Annotated in this window: 20 protein-coding genes and 1 pseudogene; 12 read left to right on the forward strand and 9 right to left on the reverse strand. The window is 71.5% G+C overall.

Features of this window, described 5'->3' with window-relative positions:
• Window positions 1–258: 258 nt before the first annotated feature.
• The gene (locus I6J71_RS32280) at window positions 259–465 is read right to left on the reverse strand and encodes a hypothetical protein (RefSeq protein WP_204090301.1); all 207 of its coding nucleotides are present in this window, start codon (window positions 463–465) and stop codon (window positions 259–261) included.
• 78 nt (window positions 466–543) lie between these two features.
• On the opposite strand from I6J71_RS32280, the gene I6J71_RS32285 reads away from it, so the two are divergent.
• The 4 genes from I6J71_RS32285 (at window position 544) to I6J71_RS32300 (ending at window position 5,698) form a co-directional block, all read left to right on the forward strand.
• Window positions 544–1,662: a sensor histidine kinase gene (locus I6J71_RS32285; RefSeq protein WP_204090302.1), complete on the forward strand. Its 1,119-nt coding sequence runs from the start codon at window positions 544–546 to the stop codon at window positions 1,660–1,662.
• A 50-nt stretch (window positions 1,663–1,712) separates the two neighbouring features.
• Window positions 1,713–2,303 carry a response regulator transcription factor gene (locus I6J71_RS32290; RefSeq protein WP_204097341.1) on the forward strand — a complete coding sequence of 197 codons (591 nt, stop codon included), beginning with the start codon at window positions 1,713–1,715 and terminating at the stop codon, window positions 2,301–2,303.
• Between the two features lie 21 nt (window positions 2,304–2,324).
• Window positions 2,325–3,263 (forward strand): squalene cyclase, encoded by a 939-nt coding sequence (locus I6J71_RS32295; RefSeq protein ID WP_204090303.1) that lies wholly within the window; start codon window positions 2,325–2,327, stop codon window positions 3,261–3,263.
• 1,046 nt (window positions 3,264–4,309) lie between these two features.
• Window positions 4,310–5,698 (forward strand): S8 family serine peptidase, encoded by a 1,389-nt coding sequence (locus tag I6J71_RS32300; protein ID WP_204090304.1) that lies wholly within the window; start codon window positions 4,310–4,312, stop codon window positions 5,696–5,698.
• Window positions 5,699–5,701: 3 nt separating this feature from the next.
• On the opposite strand, the gene I6J71_RS32305 is transcribed toward I6J71_RS32300, so the two are convergent.
• Genes I6J71_RS32305 through I6J71_RS32320 form a run of 4 tightly spaced genes read right to left on the reverse strand, consistent with a single transcriptional unit; the run spans window position 5,702 to window position 9,738 of the window.
• A complete protein-coding gene (locus I6J71_RS32305) occupies window positions 5,702–6,904 on the reverse strand; it encodes an amidohydrolase family protein (RefSeq protein ID WP_204090305.1) in 1,203 nt (400 codons plus the stop codon).
• On the reverse strand, window positions 6,901–8,334 hold the full coding sequence (locus I6J71_RS32310) for a sodium:solute symporter (RefSeq protein WP_204090306.1): 1,434 nt from the start codon (window positions 8,332–8,334) through the stop codon (window positions 6,901–6,903). The genes I6J71_RS32305 and I6J71_RS32310 overlap by 4 nt, the downstream gene beginning before the upstream one ends.
• Window positions 8,331–8,534, reverse strand: coding sequence for a hypothetical protein (locus I6J71_RS32315; RefSeq protein ID WP_204090307.1), 204 nt, complete (start codon window positions 8,532–8,534; stop codon window positions 8,331–8,333). The genes I6J71_RS32310 and I6J71_RS32315 overlap by 4 nt, the downstream gene beginning before the upstream one ends.
• Before the next feature lie 4 nt (window positions 8,535–8,538).
• The gene (locus tag I6J71_RS32320; RefSeq protein WP_204090308.1) at window positions 8,539–9,738 is read right to left on the reverse strand and encodes a M20 family metallopeptidase; all 1,200 of its coding nucleotides are present in this window, start codon (window positions 9,736–9,738) and stop codon (window positions 8,539–8,541) included.
• Window positions 9,739–9,859: 121 nt separating this feature from the next.
• On the opposite strand from I6J71_RS32320, the gene I6J71_RS32325 reads away from it, so the two are divergent.
• Window positions 9,860–10,873: an Lrp/AsnC family transcriptional regulator gene (locus I6J71_RS32325; protein ID WP_204090309.1), complete on the forward strand. Its 1,014-nt coding sequence runs from the start codon at window positions 9,860–9,862 to the stop codon at window positions 10,871–10,873.
• A gap of 532 nt (window positions 10,874–11,405) precedes the next feature.
• Here the strand turns inward: I6J71_RS32325 and I6J71_RS32330 are convergent.
• The 3 genes from I6J71_RS32330 to I6J71_RS32340 all read right to left on the reverse strand — a co-directional run bounded on the left by I6J71_RS32330 (window position 11,406) and on the right by I6J71_RS32340 (window position 14,377).
• On the reverse strand, window positions 11,406–12,869 hold the full coding sequence (locus I6J71_RS32330) for a DUF1996 domain-containing protein (RefSeq protein ID WP_204090310.1): 1,464 nt from the start codon (window positions 12,867–12,869) through the stop codon (window positions 11,406–11,408).
• 197 nt (window positions 12,870–13,066) lie between these two features.
• Window positions 13,067–13,816: a zf-HC2 domain-containing protein gene (locus I6J71_RS32335; RefSeq protein WP_204090311.1), complete on the reverse strand. Its 750-nt coding sequence runs from the start codon at window positions 13,814–13,816 to the stop codon at window positions 13,067–13,069.
• Between the two features lie 6 nt (window positions 13,817–13,822).
• A complete protein-coding gene (locus I6J71_RS32340) occupies window positions 13,823–14,377 on the reverse strand; it encodes a sigma-70 family RNA polymerase sigma factor (RefSeq protein WP_370542238.1) in 555 nt (184 codons plus the stop codon).
• Window positions 14,378–14,619: 242 nt separating this feature from the next.
• Here I6J71_RS32340 and I6J71_RS32345 point away from each other — a divergent pair, with 242 nt between their 5' ends.
• The 5 genes from I6J71_RS32345 to I6J71_RS32365 are packed head-to-tail and all read left to right on the forward strand — an operon-like array spanning window position 14,620 to window position 18,146.
• Complete coding sequence (locus I6J71_RS32345; protein ID WP_239154046.1) at window positions 14,620–15,180, forward strand: hypothetical protein; 561 nt, start codon at window positions 14,620–14,622, stop codon at window positions 15,178–15,180.
• Complete coding sequence (locus I6J71_RS32350; RefSeq protein ID WP_204090314.1) at window positions 15,164–15,937, forward strand: DUF4142 domain-containing protein; 774 nt, start codon at window positions 15,164–15,166, stop codon at window positions 15,935–15,937. Before I6J71_RS32345 ends, I6J71_RS32350 begins: the two co-directional genes overlap by 17 nt.
• Window positions 15,930–16,538 carry a ferric reductase-like transmembrane domain-containing protein gene (locus I6J71_RS32355; RefSeq protein ID WP_204090315.1) on the forward strand — a complete coding sequence of 203 codons (609 nt, stop codon included), beginning with the start codon at window positions 15,930–15,932 and terminating at the stop codon, window positions 16,536–16,538. Before I6J71_RS32350 ends, I6J71_RS32355 begins: the two co-directional genes overlap by 8 nt.
• Entirely contained in the window at window positions 16,535–16,759 is a 225-nt protein-coding gene (locus I6J71_RS32360) for a ferredoxin (RefSeq protein WP_239154047.1), read from the forward strand. The genes I6J71_RS32355 and I6J71_RS32360 overlap by 4 nt, the downstream gene beginning before the upstream one ends.
• A complete protein-coding gene (locus I6J71_RS32365; protein ID WP_204090316.1) occupies window positions 16,752–18,146 on the forward strand; it encodes an NAD(P)/FAD-dependent oxidoreductase in 1,395 nt (464 codons plus the stop codon). Before I6J71_RS32360 ends, I6J71_RS32365 begins: the two co-directional genes overlap by 8 nt.
• A 91-nt stretch (window positions 18,147–18,237) precedes the next feature.
• Here the strand turns inward: I6J71_RS32365 and I6J71_RS32370 are convergent.
• Window positions 18,238–18,667 (reverse strand): annotated as a pseudogene (locus I6J71_RS32370) (acetyl-CoA C-acetyltransferase); the annotation flags it as partial.
• A gap of 1,047 nt (window positions 18,668–19,714) precedes the next feature.
• Between I6J71_RS32370 and I6J71_RS49175 the strand changes: the two are divergent.
• Window positions 19,715–20,038, forward strand: coding sequence for an acyl-CoA dehydrogenase family protein (locus tag I6J71_RS49175; protein WP_239154048.1), 324 nt, complete (start codon window positions 19,715–19,717; stop codon window positions 20,036–20,038).
• Window positions 20,039–20,117: 79 nt separating this feature from the next.
• Window positions 20,118–21,152 (forward strand): acyl-CoA desaturase, encoded by a 1,035-nt coding sequence (locus I6J71_RS32380; RefSeq protein ID WP_204090317.1) that lies wholly within the window; start codon window positions 20,118–20,120, stop codon window positions 21,150–21,152.
• The last annotated feature ends 2 nt before the right edge of the window (window positions 21,153–21,154 follow it).

Raw genomic sequence — 21,154 nt, forward strand, 5'->3', positions numbered from 1 at the left:
GCGCTCACCGAAGTGGACGGTGTCGCAGCGGACGAGCGTCGGGTGCTGGCCCGGACCTTCCCGGCCGACCATCCTCGCGGTCAGGCCGGCGACGAGCCGGTCGCCTGAGACGGCGAACGTGCTGACCAGGTCTAGCGCCGGCCCGAGCGCCCACAGGTCGTAGCGCGCGGCCGGCGAGCACGTCGATGTACACGCCGGCGAACACCCTCGCGTGCTCCCCCTGGATGTCCGGGACCGACGCAGCCAGGAAGGCCAGGCTCAGAATCGCGAACAGCGCCGGGAACGTCCGTGCGGCGCCCTCGCGACGTTGCCGTAGACCGTGAAGCACATCCACCCCGTCCAGCGAGGAAACACACCACCCCGCGGACCGCGGCCGTGCACCAGGTGCGCGACGCCGGCGACCGCCACGAGGTCGAAGAGCCAGGACGCGTGCTGTTCTTCCCCGGCCGCGGCCTTGTCGGTCATGGGCGGCAGTGCGGCCGCCGGCGGATCTACACCCGGGGGTTGACGACCGGCGCGTTTTCCGCGGATACCGTCGATCGGGTGGCCGAACCCCTCGCGAGCGAGCACCGCTGGCGCCGTCCCGTGGCGGTGCTCGTCCTGGTGCTGCTGACGTGGCTCGCGGCCCAGACCGATCCGCGACCGGCGCTGCACGGCCCCGGGCTCGGCGTGCTGCTGGGCCTGCTGGGCCTGCTGCTGGGCGGCGCGGTGCTCGTCGTCCCGCAGCGGCGTCTGCCGGTGCCGGCAGAGGTGGCGCTGTTCGTGCTCGTGCTGGGGAGTTCGCTGACGCTCGTGTGGCTCGAACCCAACGGCACTGGGTTCTTCGGCGGCTTCCTGCTGGCGGGCACGGCGTCGGCGCGGATGAGCACCCGGGCGGGCGCGGCGGTCACCGGCCTCGGGGTGGCGGCGCTCGTCGTGGCGAGCCTGTTCGGCGCGCCCCACGCGGTGGTGCCGACCGCGCTCAGCGCGCTCGGCATGCTGGCGTTCTACCGGCTCGGCCTGTACACGCGGAAGCTCCGGGAACGCACGGAGGAGCTCGAGCAGACCCGCGCCGCCCAGGTCCGCGCGGCGGCGCTCGCCGAGCGGCAGCGGCTCGCGCGGGAGATGCACGACGTGCTCGCCCACTCGCTGTCCGGTCTCCTGCTGCACCTCGAAGGCGCCCGGCTGCTGTCCGTCCACAGTGGAGCCGATCCGCGGCTGACCGACGCCGTCGAGCGCGCTCACCAGCTGGCGCAGAGCGGGCTCGGCGAGGCGCGCCAGGCGATCGGCGCGCTGCGCGGCGAGGACCTGCCGGGCCCGGAGCGGCTGCCGGTGCTGGCCGCCGAGTTCGAACGCGACACCGGGATCCCGTGCGAGCTCGTCGTGAGCGGCTCGGCGCCGGACCTCGCGGCGCAGACGCGGCTGACGCTGTACCGGGTCGCACAGGAGGCGCTGACCAACGTGCGCAAGCACGCCGAGGCCGACCGCGTCGACCTGCGGCTGACGTACGAGCCGGGCGGCACGCTGCTCACCGTCGAGGACCTCGGCCGGCCGGGCACCGCGCCCGGCGGCCACGGCTACGGGGTGAGCGGCATGCGTGAACGCGCCGAGCTGCTCGGTGGCCGGCTCGACGCCGCACCGACCGGCACGGGCTTCCGGGTGAGCCTGTGGGCGCCGGCGTGATCCGCGTGCTGGTGGCCGACGACCAGCGTGTCGTCCGCGACGGCCTGTCGATGCTGCTCGGACTGCTGCCGGGCGTCGAGATCGTCGGCACCGCCGCTGACGGCGATCAGGCGGCCGAGCTGGCGCGCGAGCTCAAGCCGGACGTGGTGCTGATGGACCTGCGCATGCCCCGGTGCGACGGCATCGAGGCCACGCGCCGCATCCGCACCCGCGACCGCGAGGTGCAGGTCGTCGCGCTGACGACGTACGCCGACGACCGGTCCGTGCTCGACGCGTTGCAGGCCGGCGCCCGCGGTTACCTCACGAAGGACGCCGGTTCCGAAGAGATCCGCCGCGCGCTGAGCCAGGTGACGCGTGGCGCGGCGGTGATCGATCCGGCGGTGCAGCACCACCTCGTCGACGCGCTGACCGCCGGCGCGCCGCGCCCGGCGTCGCCCGCGCCGGACGGCCTGACGCCGCGCGAGGTCGACGTGCTCACCCTGATCGCCGACGGCCTGTCCAACACCGAGATCGCGCAGCGGCTCTTCGTCGCCGAGGCGACGGTGAAGAGCCACATCAACCGCATCCTCGGCAAGATCGGCGCGCGCGACCGGGCGCAGGCCGTCGGCTACGCCTACCGCCACGGGCTGACTTCCGGGTGAGCGCGGCCGTAGAGTCGGTCCATGGCTGAGCTCCTGGCGTGGCTGCTCGACAGTGATCCGGCCCTGCGCTGGCAGGTCGAGCGCGATCTGGCGGGCGAACCACCGGGCGTCTGGGAAGCGACACGCGCCCGCGTCGCCACCGAAGGTTTCGGCGCGCGGCTGCTCGCGCTGCAGGACCCGGACGGCCAGTGGCCGGGCGGCGCGTTCTTCCCCGCCGGGTTCTCCGGCTCCCCGGAAGGCGGCCAGCCGTGGACCGCGACCACGTGGTCGCTCAACGCGCTGCGCGAGTGGGGCGTCGACGCGTCGGTGCTGCGCGGCACGGCCGAACTGCTCGCGGCCAACAGCCGCTGGGAGTACGACGACCTCCCGTACTGGGGTGGCGAAGTCGACTGCTGCATCAACTCGTGGACCCTGTCCAACGGCCTGTGGCTGGGCGCGGACGTCGCCGGCCTCGCCGCGTGGTTCGTCGAGCACCGCCTGCCCGAAGGCGGCTGGAACTGCGAGTGGGTCGAGGGCTCCACGCGCTCGTCGGTCCACTCGACCCTCAACGCGCTGAAGGGCCTGCTCTCCTGCTCCGGGGCCGACGTCCTGGCCGCCCGCCGCTCCGGCGAGGAGTACCTGCTACGCCGCGGCCTCTACCGGCGCCTGTCGACGGGTGAGCCGGTGGCGCCGTGGGTTTCGCGCTTCAGCTACCCGTTCCGCTGGTTCTACGACGTCCTCAACGCCGCCGACTACTTCCGCGCCGCCGCCCTGCTCGACGGTTCCGCGCCCGACCCGCGCATGGCCGACGCCATCGGCCTCATCCGGGCGGCCCGCCAACCCGACGGCACGTGGCTGCAGTCCCGCCGCCACCCCGGCCAGGTGTGGTTCGAGATCGACGTCCCCGCCGGGGAACCGTCGAAGTGGCTCACGTTCCACGCCACCCGCGTCCTCGACTGGTGGGATTCGGCTCAGGTCTGAACCCACGCGGACAGGCCTCGCCACGCTCACCCGCCCGTGCCGGCCAGACCAGAGCGGTTGCCGGCACCCCTCCGCCGGAAACAAACCCCGCCTCGGTTCCGGCGAAGTTGTTGTGGTGTTCGGGTGGGGATGCCGAACAGGGTGAGGGCTCGTTGGGGTCGCAGGCGGTGTGGGGCAGGCCGGCAGTGATGGTGGTCCAGCCGGTGTGGTGCTGGTAGCGAGGGCCGGCCATGGTGCGGGGGGCGACGCCGGTGCGGGCTCGGGATTGGTCTTCGCGGTAGGTGACGTCGCGGACCCTGTGGAGTGTCGTTTCGAGCCAGTGGCCGCGGACGTCGTGGCCGCTGTGGGCGGGGTGGGTGTCGGCGGTGACGACCTGTCCGGTCAGGCCGATGGTATCCGGCAGTCGTGGCAACCACCTGGTCTCGCCGGCCCGGCCGGGCCCTGGCGTTGCCCGAGCACCGTCGGCGTGTCGTGGCGATCGCCGCGAGCAGGTTGATTCCCGCACCACCGGCGCGGGCGAACGGACCGCGCAAGGTTTTCCCATCCACCGCGATCGTTCTCGGCGCGGTCTCGACCAGATCGGTGGCAGCGGTGTCAGTGCGGTCGTGGGCGCGAGCCGGCTGCTGATCACGGCGTCGAGGGTGCCGCCGCCGAGCCGGCCCGCCACCCGCCGCACTGTAACCTCATCGCGTGCCACACACCGGCCTCGACCGGGATCGAAGCGGCACCCACTGCGACCGGCACCCGCTGCGGCGCGTCAGCGCCCCATTCCCCGCTCGCGGTGAACGACTGCGCACTCGCCACCACCGCTGCCGCGGCGAATTTTCTCAACCCACCCCGACCAAACCCGGTGCTCGCAGCCTGCCATTCAACGACAACTCGTCGCCCCTGTAGGCGACCGGCTCATCCCGAGGCGAGCCGGTCGATCCGGACTCGGCGGCGGCGTGAGTCGCGTCCGCAGCCCATTCACTCGGGCGGGTGGACGAGCCTGCCGCGGCGGGCCGGGCGGTGTAGGCCTGAGGGCAGGTCGCCGAACGGAGTAACGCATGAAGGTGGGTCGGGCGCTCGCGCTGGCCGTCGTCCTCGTCGTCCCGCTCGCCGCGCCCGCCGCGGCCGAACCGCCGGGCCCCGAGACCGCGCGGATCGCGCAGGCGGTGCGCGCCGGGACCCTCGGTCAGGACCACAGCGTCGCCGACGCGTGCACCGGAGTCCTGCAGGGACACCAGGTCGACCTCGGCTGTCTCGCGAACCTGGTCACCCAGGACACCTCCGCGAACGATCCCCTCACCACCCCCGCCCCGGCCGGGTTCTCGCCGCAGGAGCTCGCGAGCGCCTTCCACCTCCCCGGCCCGGACGCCGGCGCGAGCGGCCTGGTCACGATCGTCGGCGTCGGCGCGTACCCCACGCTGGAGAGCGACCTCGCGACCTACCGCAGCCAGTTCGGCCTTCCGCCGTGCACCGCCGCCGGCGGCTGCCTCAAGATCACCGACTACCACGGTGGCCCGCCGCTGAAGCCGCAGAAAGCGCTGGCGCAGGTCGAAGAGGCCTACGCCACCGAGACGGCACTCGACGTCGACCTCGCGTCCGCCGCGTGTCCGAAGTGCCGCATCGCCATGGTCCAGATCCCGATGGACGTCTCGCGCCTGCTCAACGCCGTGCTGCTGCAACAGCCCGGCGAACTCGCCGACGACTTCGGCACCGCGGTGAACTACGCGGCGAGCCTGCGCTCCGGCGCGGTCAGCATGAGCTACGGCGTGCCCACCGGTGTGCAGGGCACTTACCTCGGCACCGGCGCCCCGGCGCAGGCGCTGCACCACCCCGGCATGGCCGTCGTGGCCGCGTCCGGGGACAAGGGTTACCTCGGCGGCCCGCAGCTGTGGCCGCAGGAGCTGCCGTGGGTGACGTCGGTCGGCGGCACGTCGCTGAGCGGCACCGACGGGTCGTTCGTCCAGAAGGCGTGGGGCAGCTTGTTCACCCCGCACGGCGAACAGCAACGCTGGGTCGGCGCCGGCAGCGGCTGCGCGCCCGACCTCGGGCCCGCGCAGGGCCAGCCCGCCGCGATCGCCGCCAACTGCTCGGGCCACCGCGCCGGGTCCGACGTCGCCGCGGTCGCCGACCCCCTCACGGGCGTCGCCGTCTACCGCTCCTACGCCCCCAACGGCGGCAAGGCCGGCTGGCTCGTGGCCGGTGGCACCAGCGCGGCGTCGCCGTTCATCGCGGGCCTCTACGCCCGCGGCGGTCATCTGTCTGGTGTGGACGGTCCCAACTCGTTGTACCGAGCCCCGAACGGCACCATCGCCGACGTGTCCGGCGGCTCCAACGCGCAACACGGCGCAGCGGACTGCGCGCAGGTCAAGGCCGTGCTGTGCACGGCGGAGCCGGGCTGGGACGGCCCGACCGGCCTCGGCGTGCCGGTCGGGCTCGGTGCGTTCTGACGATCAGACCGCCCGCACCCCGTCTTGCCACACCTCCCGCACGTTGCCGGCCAGCCCACCGAAGTCGTACGCGTCCCCGGCGACCACCACGATGTCGGCGCGGTACCCGGGCGCGAGCAGGCCCAGCTCGCCGTCGAGCCCGAGCAGTCGCGCGGCCGACGACGTCGTAGCCGCCAGCACGTCGGCGGGGCTCATGCCGCACGAGTGCATGAGCTCCAGCTCCTCCAGGTTCGTCCCGTGTGGACCGACACCGCTATCCGTGCCCATGGCGATCCGCACCCCCGCGGCCACGGCCCGGCGGACCGAGTCGGCGTGCACCTCGGCGACCTCCTTGGCCTTCTGCACCACGGCATCCGGCAGTGACGCGCCCGCCGCCGCCGCGCGGATCACGTTCACCGGCGCCACGAGCGTCGGCACGAGCCACGTGCCGCGCGCCAGCATCAACTCGATGGCTTCGTCGTCGAGGTAGATGCCGTGCTCGATCGAGCGGATCCCGGCGCGCACGGCGTTTTTGATGCCCTCGGCGCCCTGCGCGTGGGCCATCACCGCGCGCCCCTGCATTTGGGCCTCCGTGACGAGCACGTCGAGCTCCTCCAGCGTGAACTGCGAGTGCCGCGGGTCGTCGCGCGGCGAGAGCACACCGCCGGTGGTGCAGACCTTGAGCACGTCGGCGCCCGCGCGCAGCAGCGTCCGCGCGACGCGGCGCATCTCGTCGGGGCCGTCGGCCCTCGCGTCGGGCCGGCCGGGGTGCGGCAGCGAGAGCGGAACGCAGTGGCCCGAAGGCATCCAGCCGTCGCCGTGCCCGCCGGTCGGGCTGATCAGGCCGATGGCGATCTGCAGCCGCGGCCCGGGGATGAGCCCGTCGTCCACTGCCTGCTTGATGCCGAGATCGGCGCCCGCGGCGTCGCGCACGGTCGTGATGCCGAGCTTGAGCGTGGTCCACAGGTTCCGCGCCGCCTCGTAGAACTGGTACGAGAACGGCTTCTGCACCCGCGGCAGCAGCCCGAGGTCCGAGACCGTCACGTGCACGTGGCAGTCGAACAACCCAGGCAGCAGGGTCGCGCCCGAGCAGTCGACCGAGCGGTCGCCGTCGAGGCCGGAGCCGACGTCGACGATCACCCCGTCTTCGATCACCACGTCGGCTCCGGCGGGTTCACTGCCGGTGCCGTCGAACACTTTTCCGCCGGTGAACACCGTGCGGGTCATACCGGTTCTCCTGTCTTCACGGGAACTCCGGGCCGCGTCAAGGCCCGTTCGATCAGCGTCGCCACGGCGAGCACCACGACGTTGGCCGCGAGCCCGATGAGGCCGACGTTCACGGTGCCGGCGAACTTCGTGTCGAAGAAGGTCAGCCAGACCACCACGAGCTCCCCCGCGATGAGCCCGGCCAGCACCGGGCCCTTGCCCACCGGCACCTTCTTGAGGAAGCCGAGCAGGTTGGCCGGCGCGAGCTGCACCGAGCCGGAGTACGTGAGCAGCAGCAGGTTGGCGAGCAGGTCGGGCCGGAAGATGCCGAGCACGAGCGCCAGCGCGCTCGCGAGCACGACCGTGCCGTGGTTGATCCAGAACTGCTTGCGCTCCCCGCGCACCCGCGCGATGTTGCGGGCCACGAGCGACGAGATGCCGATGAGGATGCCCGCCGCGGGAACCATCGCGGTGGCCGTCGCCGCGACGACCACGAGCCCGGTCACCCAGCCGGGTAGCGCGTCCTTGCTCAGGGTCAGCAGCACTCCGTTGGGGTCGCTGCCCTTGGGCACCACGAGGATCGCCGCGAACCCGATGATCATCGGCAGCAACAGGCACAGCTCGTAGATCGGCATCCACGTGTAGTTGCGCCGCAGCACCTTCGGGTCGCGCGCGGCCATCAGCGCGGGCCACGAGTGCGGCAGCGTCATCAGGCCGACGCCGATGGCGCTCACGAGCATGCTGGTGATGAACCACGTGTGGTCGTTGGTGCCGGCGTGGACGAACAGCTTCTCCGGGTGCAGCTGCTCGATCTTGTGGAACACCCCGGACACGCCGCCGGCGAAGTGCGCGGGCACCGCGATGATCAGCACCACGAGGACCACGAGCATGATCGCGTCCTTGAAGTACGACGTCGCGGCCACGCCGCGCAGCCCGGCCCACAACACGAACGCGACGATCAGCAGGCTGCCCACGACCATGCTCAGGTTGCCCGACGCCGCGTCGCCCGTGACCAGCCGGACGATCAGGCCCAGTCCGGTGATCTGCAGCTGCAGGTAGGGCAGCACGAAGATCACGCCGAGCACGGCCGAGAGCGTGCCGAGGAACTTGCTGGAGAAGCGGTCCTCGAGGAAATCGCCCTGCGTGAGGTAACCGCGCTCCTTGCCCACCCGCCAAAGGCGTTTGGCCAGGAAGAACAGGACCACGTAGGCGATGGGCACGTACGGCAGCGCGTACATCGCCGCGACACCGCCGGAGAACGCGAGCCCGGCCATGCCCAGGAAGGTGAAGGTGGTGAACACCTCGCCGGCCTGGAGGAACCACATCGTCAGCGCGCCGAACTTGCGGCCGCCGACGGTCCACTCGCTCAGGTCGGCCGCGGGCTTGCGGCGGCCGACGAAGCCGAGCACACCGATGAGGACGATGCCGACGAGCGTGAAGGCGAGGATCATTCGTCGTCCCCCACCCCGACGCGCGCCATCATGCGCTCGCTCAGCAGCAGGGCGGGGGTGAACATGAGGCACCAGAACGCGCCCCACACCAGCATCTTCGGCAGGCCGATCCACAACCCGGTGGAGTTGACGAACGGCAGGAACGGCATGAGGACCAGTGCGATCACGGGGATGATCGGGGGGAGGTGGTAGCTGCGCATGTGATCACGCTGCCAGGACCGCGAGCTGTCGGCACGCCAGCTCGGCGAGCAAGGTGGCACCGTCGGCGAGCACCGAGTCGTCGAACGCGGCGCGTGGCGAGTGGTTGTTGGGTGCGGTGGCCGGGTCGTCCGAGCGCGAAGCACCGAGGAACACGAACGCGCCGGGCACCTTCGCGAGCACCCGCGAGAAGTCCTCGGAGCCCGTCATCGGCTGCGGCAGCAGGGCGAACCGCTCTTCGCCGAACACTTCGCGGACGGTGTCGGCGATGAACTCGTGACCGGCTTCGTGGTTCACGGTCACGGGGTACTCGGCGTCGTAGGAAATCTCGACGTCGACGCCGTGCGCGGCGGCGATGCCCTCACAGGCGCGGACGACCTGGGTGCGGATGCGTTCACGGACCTCCGGGTCGAACGAGCGGACGGTCGCCTCGAACACGGCGTCGTCCGGGATCACGTTGCGGCGCGTGCCGGCGTGGAAGCTGCCGACGGTGAGCACGACCGGTTCGAACGCGCCGAAGCCGCGCGTCATGCGCGTCTGGAGCGTCGTCACCATCTCGCACGCGGCCGGGATCGGGTCGCGGGACAGCTCGGGCGCCGAACCGTGGCCACCGGCGCCGGCGACCCGCACCTTCACCGCGTCCGACGCGGCCATCAGCGGGCCGGGCCGGCAGGTGAACACGCCGCGCGCGTGGCGCGAAGACGAGACGTGCAGCCCGTAGGCGGCGTCGACCTGGCGGCCGGCCGCGGTGAGCACGCCTTCGTCGATCATGTAGCTCGCGCCGTCGCAGCCCTCTTCGCCGGGCTGGAACATGAACACGACGTCGCCGGGCAGCCGGTCACGGCGGGAGACGAGCAGCTGGGCGGCGCCGACGAGCCCCGCCGTGTGCAGGTCGTGGCCGCAGGCGTGCATCGCGCCGGCGATCTCGGACGAGAACTCCTCGCCGGAGGCTTCGGTGACCGGCAGGGCGTCCATGTCGCCGCGCAGCAGCACGGTGCCGCCGGCTCCGCCCCCGCCGCGCAGCACGGCGGTGACGGAGGACAGGTCCCGGCCGAGGGTGAGCTCGAGGCCGAGGCCGTCGAGGGCCTGCAGCACCTTCTCCTGCGTGCGTGGCAGGTCGAGGCCGATCTCGGGCGTGCGGTGCAGGGCGCGGCGCAACGCGACCAAGTCGGGGTGGAGCGCTGCGGCGTCGGAGCGCAAGGACATGGGTCTCCCTCGCTGGAACATCGACATATGCTGGCCCGACGATGATGCGAGTGTCGAACGCTCCTGCCGGTCAGATCGCAGGAATCCGCCAAATCGACGCTGTCGGAACGAAGGATCGGCCATGCTGAGCGAAAGCGACCTCAAACTCGTCGACGCGCTGCAGACCCGGCCGCGAGCGTCGTGGTCGGTGCTGGGCCAAGCGCTGGGCATCGGCGCCGTGACGGCCGCGCGGCGTTGGGAGACGCTCGTGTCGCGTGGGCAGGCGTGGCTCACCGCGTACCCGGGTGGCGAGCTCGTCGCGCAGCTGGCACTGGCGTTCGTGGAGATCGACTGCGCGCCCGGCGCGGCCTTGAAGGTGGCGCGGTCGCTGGCCGCGGACCCGCACGTGGCGACGATCGAGTACGTCGCCGGGCACTGCGACCTGCACATCCACCTCGTGGCCCGGTCGCTGCGGGACCTCGCCGACTACGTGCTCCACCGGCTCTCGGCGCTGCCCGGCGTGACGCGGACGCGCACGGCGGTGTCGCCGCGGCTGTTCACCGAAGGCAGCCGGTGGCGCGTGCGGGCGATCTCGCCGGGCGAGCGGAAGGCGTTGGTCTCGCCGGCGTCGCGGACGTCCGGGGCCCTGCGCTTCGGTGAACTGGACCGCGCGCTGATCCTGGCGCTGGGTGAAGACGGCCGGGCTTCCGCCGCGTCGTTGGCGGTGGAACTGGGCGTGGGCGCGAGCACGATCCGCCGCCGCCTCGACGCGCTACTGGCCCGCGGCGCCGTGCGGCTGCGGTGCGAGATCGCGCGCCCGCTGTCTCCCGCGCCCGTGACGGCGATGCTGTGGCTGCGCGTCCCGCCGGACAAGCTGGAGACGACCGCGCGATCGCTGGCGATGCTGCCGGAGGTCCGCATGTGCGCGGCGATCAGCGGCGCGGCGAACCTGATGCTCGTGGTGTGGCTCGGCTCCCAGCACGACACGGTGCCGCTGGAGAGCTCCCTGGCGGCCAAGCTGCCGTGGCTCGAGATCGTCGACCGCGCCGTGACGCTGCGCGGGCTCAAGCTGATGGGCCACTTGCTCGACGACGAGGGCTTCGCCGCCGGCCACGTCCCCCTCGACTTCTGGGCTCCGGTGCCCGGCACGCCCTGACCGGCCCGGCGCGTGCGGGGGGATGTGGGAGGGAAGCGCGCGCCGGACCGATCGTGGACCCGACCCGGCGAGTGGGGGTGGGTGTTGGGAGGGAACTCGCCGGGCGGGAGCTGGACGGCTGCCGGTGCCGGCAGCCGGGATTCTGGTGTGGACAATCAGGGTTCGTGGTCGGACTCGGTGTCGCCTGGCTCAGGAGTACCGCGGCACCGAAGTGACACGGATATCGCGGCACCGCGCGGTCCCGGCCGGTGCCGTGCGGCGCCGCGAGATCGCCCGGCTCGTGCGACGCGCCGGGTGGTGGAACCGCAGGACCCGGGAGCCCACTCGGCGCCGGCCACGTCGAGCCGTCGACGCCGTGCGGTGCGGGGAAATCCTCATCGAAACTCCTCCAGTCTCCTGACCGAAACCCCTCGGTGGTCCCCGACCGGCGCCACGGAGTGAAGGGGGCGGTCGTGGCGCCGGGCGGGGCGGGGCGGCCCGGGTCCCAGCGGCGCCCGAGCAAGGCACCGCACCGGACCGCCGGCGAGTGGGGTCACTCCTTGCAGCGCTTGCCGGTGTTGATGCAGGAGACCACGCGGTTCATCTGCGACTGCGTCATGACGTTGGCGAAGTCGTCGTGGTCCGAGCGGGGGTTGTGCTTCTCCTCGGGGAAGGCGTCCACTTTGTACTGGCCCTTGACCTGCACGTCGTGCGGGATGTTGTAGACCAGCGTGATCTTCAGCTGCGGCACGGCTTTGAAGCCGCGCTTGCAGTTGCCGTTCGCGTCGGCGAAGACGATGTGCGTGCGGTGGTTGGCGCTGTCGATGTTCTGGCCGTCCCAGCAGTTGGGGAAGGCGTGGATGCGCTCGACCTTGCTGCCGGCCGGGCAGATCGGGTAGAGGTCCGTCAGCCGGTCCTCGAAGCCGGTGCACGTCCAGCTCGCCCGGGCGTTCGCGGGACCGTTCGCGCCTTCCTTGGCGTCACCGTAGAGCACGCGCAGGAACCGCGGCATCGCGACGACCTTGCGCGCTCCACCGCTGCCGAACGACAGCGTCGCGGACTCCACGCGCTGGATCTCGCCGTCGTTGCCGGCGACCTCGTTGTTCTCGTTGACGCCGGGCAGTTCGGCCGCCGAGCCGTTCGCCTGCTTCTGCTGCTGCTCCTCGGCGTTCTCGCCCTGCGCCGGGTCGCTGTTCGCACCGCCGTTGTCGAGGCCGTCGCTGCCCTCGTCCTGCACGGCGCACGTCGACAACGCACCGGTGTCACCCGGTTTCGCACCCTTCGCGGCCATCGTGTCGGAGATCTTCTTCAGCGACGCGGACCGCTTGTCGCGCAGGGACTTCAGCACCCCCGTCCGGTCCTGCCCGGCGGCGACCTCCTTGTCGGCGGCGTCGACCTGCTCGTCCATGGCGTCGAGCTCGTCGTTCACCGCGTCCATCGCGTCGTCGGGGACTTCGGGCAGCTCACTAGCGACGTCGGGGCAATCGACCGCGGGCTCGGCCGCGTCCTTCGCCGCGGCGGCGCGGTCGCCGGCCACGCTCTCGTTCTCGTCCGGCTCCGCGGCTTCGTCGTCCTTGTCGATGCGCACGACCGGCCAGTAGTACGTCGACTTGTCGCCGTTCTTGCACGTCGTGCCCGCTCGGGCGAGGCTGCGGTTGGTCGAGTCGGCGTTGGTGGACAAGTTGCCGACGTAGTCGTGCAGGTGCTGCGCGCCGTTGCGGACGCCCGGCTGCGCGATGAAGTTGTCGGGGTTGAAGTGGCCGTTCTCGTTGCGTCCACAGTCGACGGTGAACGTGCCACGCGCGCCACGGTTCGCTGCCCGGTTGACGTTCGCACCCTTGGGCACCTTGTTGATGTCCAAGAAGAACGACTTGTCGGCCGGATCGGCGCCGGCTCGGTCGGGATCGCCGGACGTCGCGTTGACGGCCAGCGCGCCGACGGCGAGCGCCAGACCGAGCGCACCGGTGACAAGTGTCGTGCGCTTCGCGAGCCGATGTCGGGGCTGGTTCCTGCTCATGCTGGTGAACTCCCTGAAGTCGAGAGACGCGGCACCTCGGATACGGGGGTGGGGAGGTGCCGGCACTAGGGAATACGGGCGCGGAACCCAAGTGGTTCAAAAAGAAATCTCCGCGTTATCGGCGCGTGATCGGCGAACGGGCCTTGTTTGTCCACAAAGGACAGCAAATTGCCCCGCTGCCGAGAACGAAACCCGGATTACCGGTCGACGACCACGAGGAGCGATCCGTCGTCCGCGCGGACCTCGAACCTCGTGATCTGGTCGGCGGGCAGCGATGTCCCACCGGTGACGCGCAGCGGATCCGGTGAGCCCGGGACCCCGTAGCCCTTCGCGGGCACGGACCAGCCCGTGACCGTCCGGATGTCCCCGGCCCGTGAGATGGCCAGCAGCTGGCAGCTCACGGGCCCCGCGACGCCCGTCAGCTCGAGTTCGACGGCGCTGCCCCATTCCTCGGGCGTCACGGTCACGTGGGCCGCGAGCGCCGCTGCGCCCTGTCCCGCCGACTTCCCACCGCCCGGCGCCGACAGCGACGACGGCGGCGCCGGCGGCACCGAGGTCGGCGCGGCGAGGCTCACGCTGGGGCCGGCCGCGTCGGCGGGCCGCACCGCGAGCGTCACGAGCGGGCCCGCCACCACGAGCGCCGCCGCGGCCGCCGCGGCCAGCAGCCCGACCCGGCGGCGGCGCTTGCGCTTCACCGTCGCCTCGGCCATCAGCGCCCGCAGCACGCGCGGGCCGGGCGCGAGCGTGCGCCCCGGCGTGACCGGTACCGGCGGGTCCGGCCAGTTCTTCTTCACGAGGTCGAGCACGTCGGGCAACTGGTAGAGCTCCACCAGGTCCAGCTGGCAGTGCGGGCAGTCCAGCAGGTGCTGTTCGAACCGCGTGTTGTCGGCTTCGTCGAGCACGCCGAGCACGTACGCGGCGAGGTCGGTGTGCGCGGACCCGGCCACGTCAGCTCACCCCCGCTCGCGCAGCGCCTTCCGCAAGGCGCGGACGGCGTGGTGGATTCGCGATTTGACGGTACCGGGCGGCACGCCCAGCGTGGCCGCGACCTCGTTCACGGTCCGGTCGGCCAGGTAGGTCTGCTGCACTGCCTCGCGCTGCTCGGGCGAGAGTCCTTGCAGCGCTTCGTAGATGATCATCGCGGCCAGCGTCTTGTCCGACTCGTCGGGCACGAACACCGCGTCGGACTGGATCTCCTCGAGTTCCTGAGGACGGACACTGCGGCTGCGCCAGCCGTCGATCACCGTGCGCCGCGCCACGGTGAACAGCCACGCGCGCAGCATCGCCGGCCGGCGGTCGAGCTTGTCGGCGTTGCGCCAGGCCTTGATCAACGTCTCCTGCACCACGTCCTCCGCCCACTGCCGGTCGTGCCCGGTCAGGCGCAGCGCGAAGCCCATCAGGGCTCCGCCGAACTCTTGGTACAACGCTTTGGCCAGGTCGTCATGAGGGCCGGGAGTTTCGGTGTCATGATCGTCCATCGGGCTCAGCGTGCGATTGTGCCGTCCCACGCCAAACATCTTTGTGGCAACGACGCCATTTCGTCCAGTACCAACCTCAGGGGCTTTGGTCACGAAAGTTTTTTGAACCGTGTCGAACCTGTGCCCGTATCCCCTGTCGAAGACCCCGACGAAGCGTCGTCCCCCCGCGACGCGCCGCATTCACCATGGGCTCAATGTCCACAGTGGATCGCTGCGCCCGTTTCCCGGCCGTTCCCGCGCGGCCGTGCGCAGTTCCGCCCCTGGAGGAAGCCGTGAACCGCTTGATCGCCACGGCGGCGACGTCCGCCGTGTGCCTCGCCGCATTCACAGTGTTGACCGCATGTCAGTCCGGAACCGTTTCCAGCGGCTATTCGAGCGGGTCGGCGTCCGGCGCGATGAGCATGCCGATGCAGATGCCGGCCGACCAGACGGACCCGGCCAAGGCCGAACTTCGCGCCGCGCGCGCTTTCGACCTCGGACCGGTAGTCGTGGACGGGAGCGGTTTCACCGTCTACCGCTACGACCGCGATTCCGCGAAGCCGTCCCGCTCCCGCTGCGACGAAGAGTGCACGCAGCAGTGGCTGCCCGTGCGCGCCAGCGGTGACGTGAAACTCACCGGCATCGACCGTGCGCTCGTGGGCAGCGTCACGCGCCCCGACGGTACGGACCAGGTCACGCTCGCCGGCTGGCCGCTCTACCGCTACACCGGCGACGAGATGCCGGGCCAGACCGCCGGGCAGGGCGCGAACCGCGCATGGTTCCCGCTGACACCGGAGGGCCGCAAGATCGAGACCACCACCGATTCTTGGCGGGCCGATGCCTTCCGCCTCTGAGCCGCACCTTCCCGACCGCCCACCCCAGAACCGGTTGCGCCGCCTCGTCCGCGTGCTGTTCGTCGTGCTCACCGCCGTGGTGCTGCTGCAACCGCAGGCCACTGCCTCCGCCCAAGTCGGCGTCGACGCCGGCGACCAGCTGCTGCTCGTGAAGGTGCGCCAGGCCGGGCTATGGGAAATGCCGGCCGGCACGTGGGCCGAGACCCGCGGTGCGAGCCCGCAGGTCCGCGCCGTCGGCGCCGCGATCATGGTCGACCACGGCCGGCTCGACGTCGCGACCCGCCAGCTCGCGGCGAAGCTGAACGTCGCGCTGCCGAGCGAGCCGTCCGCCGAGCAGATGGGCTGGCTCACCGAACTGCAGAACGCACCGACGCCGCAGGACTTCGACCGGATCTTCGCCAACCGGCTGCGCGCCGCGCACGGCCAGGTGTTCTCGATCATCGCTCAGGTCCGCGCCGGCACGCGGAACCCGGAGATCCGCGCCTACGCGACCGTCGCGAACCAGGCGGTGCTGCGGCACATGACGCTGCTGGAGAGCACCGGGTTCGTCGACTTCACGGCCCTGCCGCAGTCCGCCGTGTCGTCCTCCGCGGCACCCGCCGGCGCCGCCCTCGACCTGCGGACGACCGACATCCTCGCCGCCGCCCTGCTGTTCCTGCTGGTCGGCGGGGCAACGCTGCTCGGCGTCCGCTACGTCAAGTCCGGCCGCCTGCGCGGCGGCCGGCTCCGCCCGACTTCAGGAGAAAACCATGGTTGACACCGTCCACGAGGCGGTGACCACACTCGCGCAGCAGTCCACGGACCCGGCCGCCCGCGGTATCGCGGCGCTGTCTGCGCGGCTGTCGTACGCGTTCATGTGCCTCACGCTCTGCTGGGGCATCCTCACCGCCACGGGCTGGGTGCGCACGGTCACCGGCCGCCGGGCCCTGCGCAGCGGCCACCTCGTGCTGGCCACCCTGACGCTCGCGTTCGGCTGCCTCCATGCGCTGGGCTTCCTGTACCTGACGGTGAACCCACTGTCCTTCGCGTACCTCTCGATCCCGTTCATGCCGGGTACCCTCGCACGCCACACGTTCGGCATCGTCGGGCTCGAGCTCATGCTCGCCATCGCGATCACGGCCGGTGTCCAGCGCTGGACGTCATACCGCCGCTGGCTGTGGCTGCACCGGCTGGCCTACCCGGCCGTCGCGCTGACCGCGCTGCACGCGTTCTTCGGCGCGATCGCCAACGGGCACCTCGCGACACTGTGGCTCGTCGGGATCACCCTGCTCATCCCCCCGGTCACGCTGGCGATGCTGCGGTTCCTGCCGCCGCGGACGCTCGAGCGGATCGGGCTCGTCGAGGAGCAGGTGGCGTGAAGGTCCCTGGCAGCGGCCCGCGCGTCAGCGTCGACAACGACCGGTGCGAGCTCTACGGAATCTGCGCGATGGAGGCGCCCGACCTCTTCGACCTCGGCCAGGACGGGCGCCTGCGGTTCCGCAAGCGCCTGCTCGGGGCCGCCGACATGACACAGGCGATCGCGGCGGCACGGATGTGCCCCATGCAGGCGGTCGTCTTGAGAGGGGAACTCGATGGCTGACGGCGATCGGATCGTCATCGTCGGAGCCGGAGTCGCCGGCCTGCGCGCCGCGGAACGGCTGCGTGAGCTGGGCTTCGACGGCGAGATCGTGGTGGTGGGCGACGAGGCCCGCCGCCCGTACCACCGGCCGATGGTCTCTAAGCAGCTCGTGATGGGCGCGGCGCGGCCGACCGACACCACGCTGCGGACGTATGGTGAGGACCTCGACCTGCACTGGCGGCTCGGCACGCGGGCGACGCACCTCGACACCGTCGAACGCGTCGTGCACCTGCCGGGCGGCGAAGCCCTCTGGTACGACGGGCTCGTGCTCGCCACCGGCGTCGTGCCGCGGCACCTGCCAGGCTCGCCGCGGCACGACCCTCGCGTGCGGGTGCTGCGCACCGTCGACGACGCGCTGTCGGTGCGCCGGTGCCTGCAGGCGAGCACCAAACCGGCCGTGGTGATCGGCGCCGGCCTCATCGGCAACGAGTTCGCCGCGAGCATGCGCCATCTCGGCCGCGACGTCACGCTCGTCGGGCACGCGCAGGCGCCGTTGCACCGCTTCGGCACGCGGATCTCCGACTCCGTCGTGCAACTGCACAAGGAGCACCGCGCCAAACTGGCCATGAAGTCCGAGGTGCGGCACTGGATCAGCACGAAGGAAGCCGTCGGCCTGCACCTGACGAACAACAAGCTGCTCGTGGCGAGCTGCGTGGTGCTGGCGATCGGCAGCGTGCCGGCCGTGGACTACCTGCGCGGCTCCGGCCTCGACGTCGAGGACGGTGTGCTGTGCGAGCCCACGCTGTTCGCCGAGCACGCGAACGACGTGGTGGTCGCGGGTGATCTCGCGCGCTGGCCCAACCTGCGCTTCGACGAGGTCCCGCGGCGCGTCGAGCACTGGATCAACGCCGTGGAGTCGGGGCGCGCGGCCGCGGAGAACCTGATCGCGGGCCGGTCCGCCGCCACCCCGTTCACGCCGCTGCCGCGCGCGTGGTCGACGCTCTACGACGTGCGGCTGCAGACGGCCGGCTTGCCGGCACTCGGCGAGGACACCGTGTCGCTCGACAAGGGCATCACCGGTTTCATCCGCGGCGGGCAGCTCGTCGGCATCACGGGGTGGGACCGGCCGCGCGCAATGCTCGACTGGACCGCCGAGCTCGAGCGGCGGCTCGCGGTGCCGGAGCACTCGCCCGTGCCGGCCGAGGCGTGGCCGGAAACCGACGACGACCGGTACTACGACGACCGGTTCTTCGATGAGCGGTTCGCACAGCGGCTGGCCGAGCGGTTCGACACCGGCGAGCGATTCGAGTCAGGCGAGCGGCTCGACACGGCCGAGCGGTTCGACACCCAGGAGTTTTACGCGGAGTTCGCCGACGAGCTCGACGCCGCCGCGGAGTCCCGGTGGTGAGAGCCGGGGGTGGCCGCGCGCGGCAGCCGCCCCCTCCCGCCGGTCACCACACCGTTCCTGCGGCTGGGCGGTGCGGTGGCCGGCCCCCGGTTCAGCGGCGTTCGATGATCGTGACGTTGGCGGTGCCGCCGCCTCCGCACAGCGTCGGCAGGTCGTAGCGGCCGTCGCGGCGCTCCAGCTCATGAGGAGCGCGTGGCGAGCAGCTTCGTGCCCGACGCGCCGATCGGGCGGCCGAGCGCGATGGCGCCGCCGTTGACGTCCACGCGCTCGGGGTCGGCGCCGGTTTCGTCGAGCCACGCGAGCACGACGCTCGCGAAGGCTTCGTTGACCTCGATCAGGTGGATGTCCCGATCGTCGAACCGGTCTTGCGCAGCGCGTGCGCGGTGGCCGGAATGGGCCCGGTGAGCATCCAGACCGGGTCGGCCGCGCGGACCGACAGGTGGTGGATCCGCGCGGCGGGTTTGATCTTGTGCGCGCACGAAGGTTTCCGAAGCCGGCGGCGTCGCGCTCGCGCCGTCGGCGCCCACCGCACCGGTCTCGCCGTCGCCGACGGTGCCATCCGCCTGACCTGGCCCGAACTGCACGCACGGGTCCGGTCGTTCGCCGCTTTCCTGCACACCCGCGGGTCGGCCTCGGTTCCCGGGTCGCGGTGTGCTCCCCCAACACGCGGCACTGTTTGGTCGCCGCCCTGGGCATCCTGTACGCGGGCACCACCCTCGTCCCGATCAGCACCCACTGCGGCGCGGAAAATCCACGACTTGGTCACCCGATCACACGCCTCCGGCTTGGCGATCTGCGGGCAGCTCCTGGACAATTCGCGGCTGCCGGGGTTGAGTGCGTTGCCGGCTTTGGTCGTGCGGGTGCCGGTGGACGTGGCGAGACCTCCCGTCCCCGGCGTGACGGAGCGGTCCGATATGGACGGTTGCGGTGATGCCATGCCCGCCGTTGTTTCGACGGCAACTCCTTACCCCGCTGCCGGTTTGGCTCTTGCCGCCGGTGACTCTGCCGCCCCAGTCAGGCCGCCGATCCGCCTTCTCGCTCGGGCACTCGTTCAGCGTCCAGGTCCTCAGATTCACCGGTTCGCGCAGCCGAACCGGCTGCCCCTGGCCGGGCCTCTGATCCGCCGTCCTCACTGTCACCGCCCTCCTCACCATCACCTACGACGCCGCACAGAAACGCCTCCTCTCCCCCGTCGCCGCCGGCCACGTCGGCGCATTCGCCAGGACTTCCGACGGCCGATGGGATCCACACCAGCCCGCCTTCACATCCGAAGAGTCCACACTGGACGGAACGACCCACTACGTCTGCGACGCCGCTCAAGCCGACGTTCTCCTCGCGGCCGCCCGAACCCCGACGGCCCTGCCCTCTTCGAGGTCGACCCGGCTGATCCGGGCGTCCGCTGCGAAGCCGTGCCCACGATGGACGAGACGCGGCACCTGGCCACGTAACGCTCGATCACATCCGCGCCCGGCCACTCGGCCAGGTCGACCTCGCCCGGGTCCGCGACGTCGCCTGCGCCGTCCTGGCTGCCGAACAGGCCGGTGCTGCCGCGGGCATTGGAGCTCACCGTGGAGTACTCGCAACAGCGAGTGCAATTCGGCCGTCCGATCGGCAGCTTCCAGGCACTCAAGCACCAGATGGCCGACGTCCACGTGCTGGGGGAGACCGCGCGCTCGGCCGCGGATGCCGCGCCCGGCTCAGCTCGGCTCGCAGCCGTCGCGCAGGTGCACTGCAGCGACGTGTTCACGAAGGTCGCCGCCGAGATGATCCAGCTGCACGGCGGCATCGCCATCACCTGGGGCCACCCCGCGCACCGGTACTTCCCACGGGCACACGCGACCGCGCAGCTGTTCGGCGCACCACACCACCACCTTTCCCGCGTCCACCGCTGACAGGGTGGGGCCAGCCCCAGCACCGGTTCTGGGGTTTGCCGGGTTCTGCCCGGCCCGCTTCCCCGAAAAACTCAGCGAGGTGACCACAGACAACCTCGTCCTCCCGCCCACGGCCGGTCCCGGCAGCGATTTCGCGCGCCTGTCCCGCCGGATCGCCGACGCCGGATTGCTCAGGCGGCGCCCTGGTTATTACGCAGCCCGGCTCACCGTGGTGACCGCCCTGTTCGCCGGCGGCTGGGTCGCCTTCGCGTTGCTGGGTGAATCGTGGTGGCAACTGGCCGTGGCCGCGTTCCAGGCATTCATGTTCGGCCAGATCGCCCTGCTGTCGCACGACCTCGCCCACCGTCAGGTGTTCCGCACCCGACGCCCGAGCGAGATCTCCGGGCGGCTGGCCGGCAATCTTGGCATCGGCATGAGCTACGGCTGGTGGATGGACAAACACACCCGCCACCACGCGAACCCCAACCACGAAGAGCTGGACCCCGACGTCGACCCCGACATCCTCGTCTGGTCGAAGGACCAAGCCCGCGCCAGCCGTGGCCTGCCTCGCGTCGTCGGAAAGCACCAGGCGTTCCTGTTCTTCCCGCTGCTCACGCTCGAGGGCCTGAACCTGCACTGGTCCGGCATCCGCGCCGTCGCCCGGCCCGGCCTGCGCCGCCGCGGACTCGAGGCAACGCTGCTCGCCGCACACTTCGCCGCCTACCTGACGGCTCTGTTCGTGGTCCTCCCGCCGGGTCTCGCCCTGTTGTTCTTCGCTGTCCACCAGGGACTCTGGGGTGTCTACATGGGATCGATCTTCGCACCCAACCACAAGGGCATGCCGACGCTCACCGGCCGCCCCCAGCTCGACTTCCTCCGCAAGCAAGTGCTCACGTCGCGCAACGTCCGCGGCGGCGTGATCGTCGACGTCGCGCTCGGCGGTCTCAACTACCAGATCGAGCACCACCTGTTTCCGAGCATGCCGTCGGTTCACCTGCGGCGGGCCCAGCCGATCGTGCGGAGCTACTGCGCGGAGCTCGGCATTCCCTACCTGCAGACCGGCCTGGTGGACTCCTACCGGCAGGCGCTGGCCCACCTCCACGAAGCTGGGGCTCCTCTCAGGAAGCGTTCGTAGAC

The sequence above is a fragment of the Amycolatopsis sp. FDAARGOS 1241 genome (assembly GCF_016889705.1).
GTDB lineage: Bacteria > Actinomycetota > Actinomycetes > Mycobacteriales > Pseudonocardiaceae > Amycolatopsis.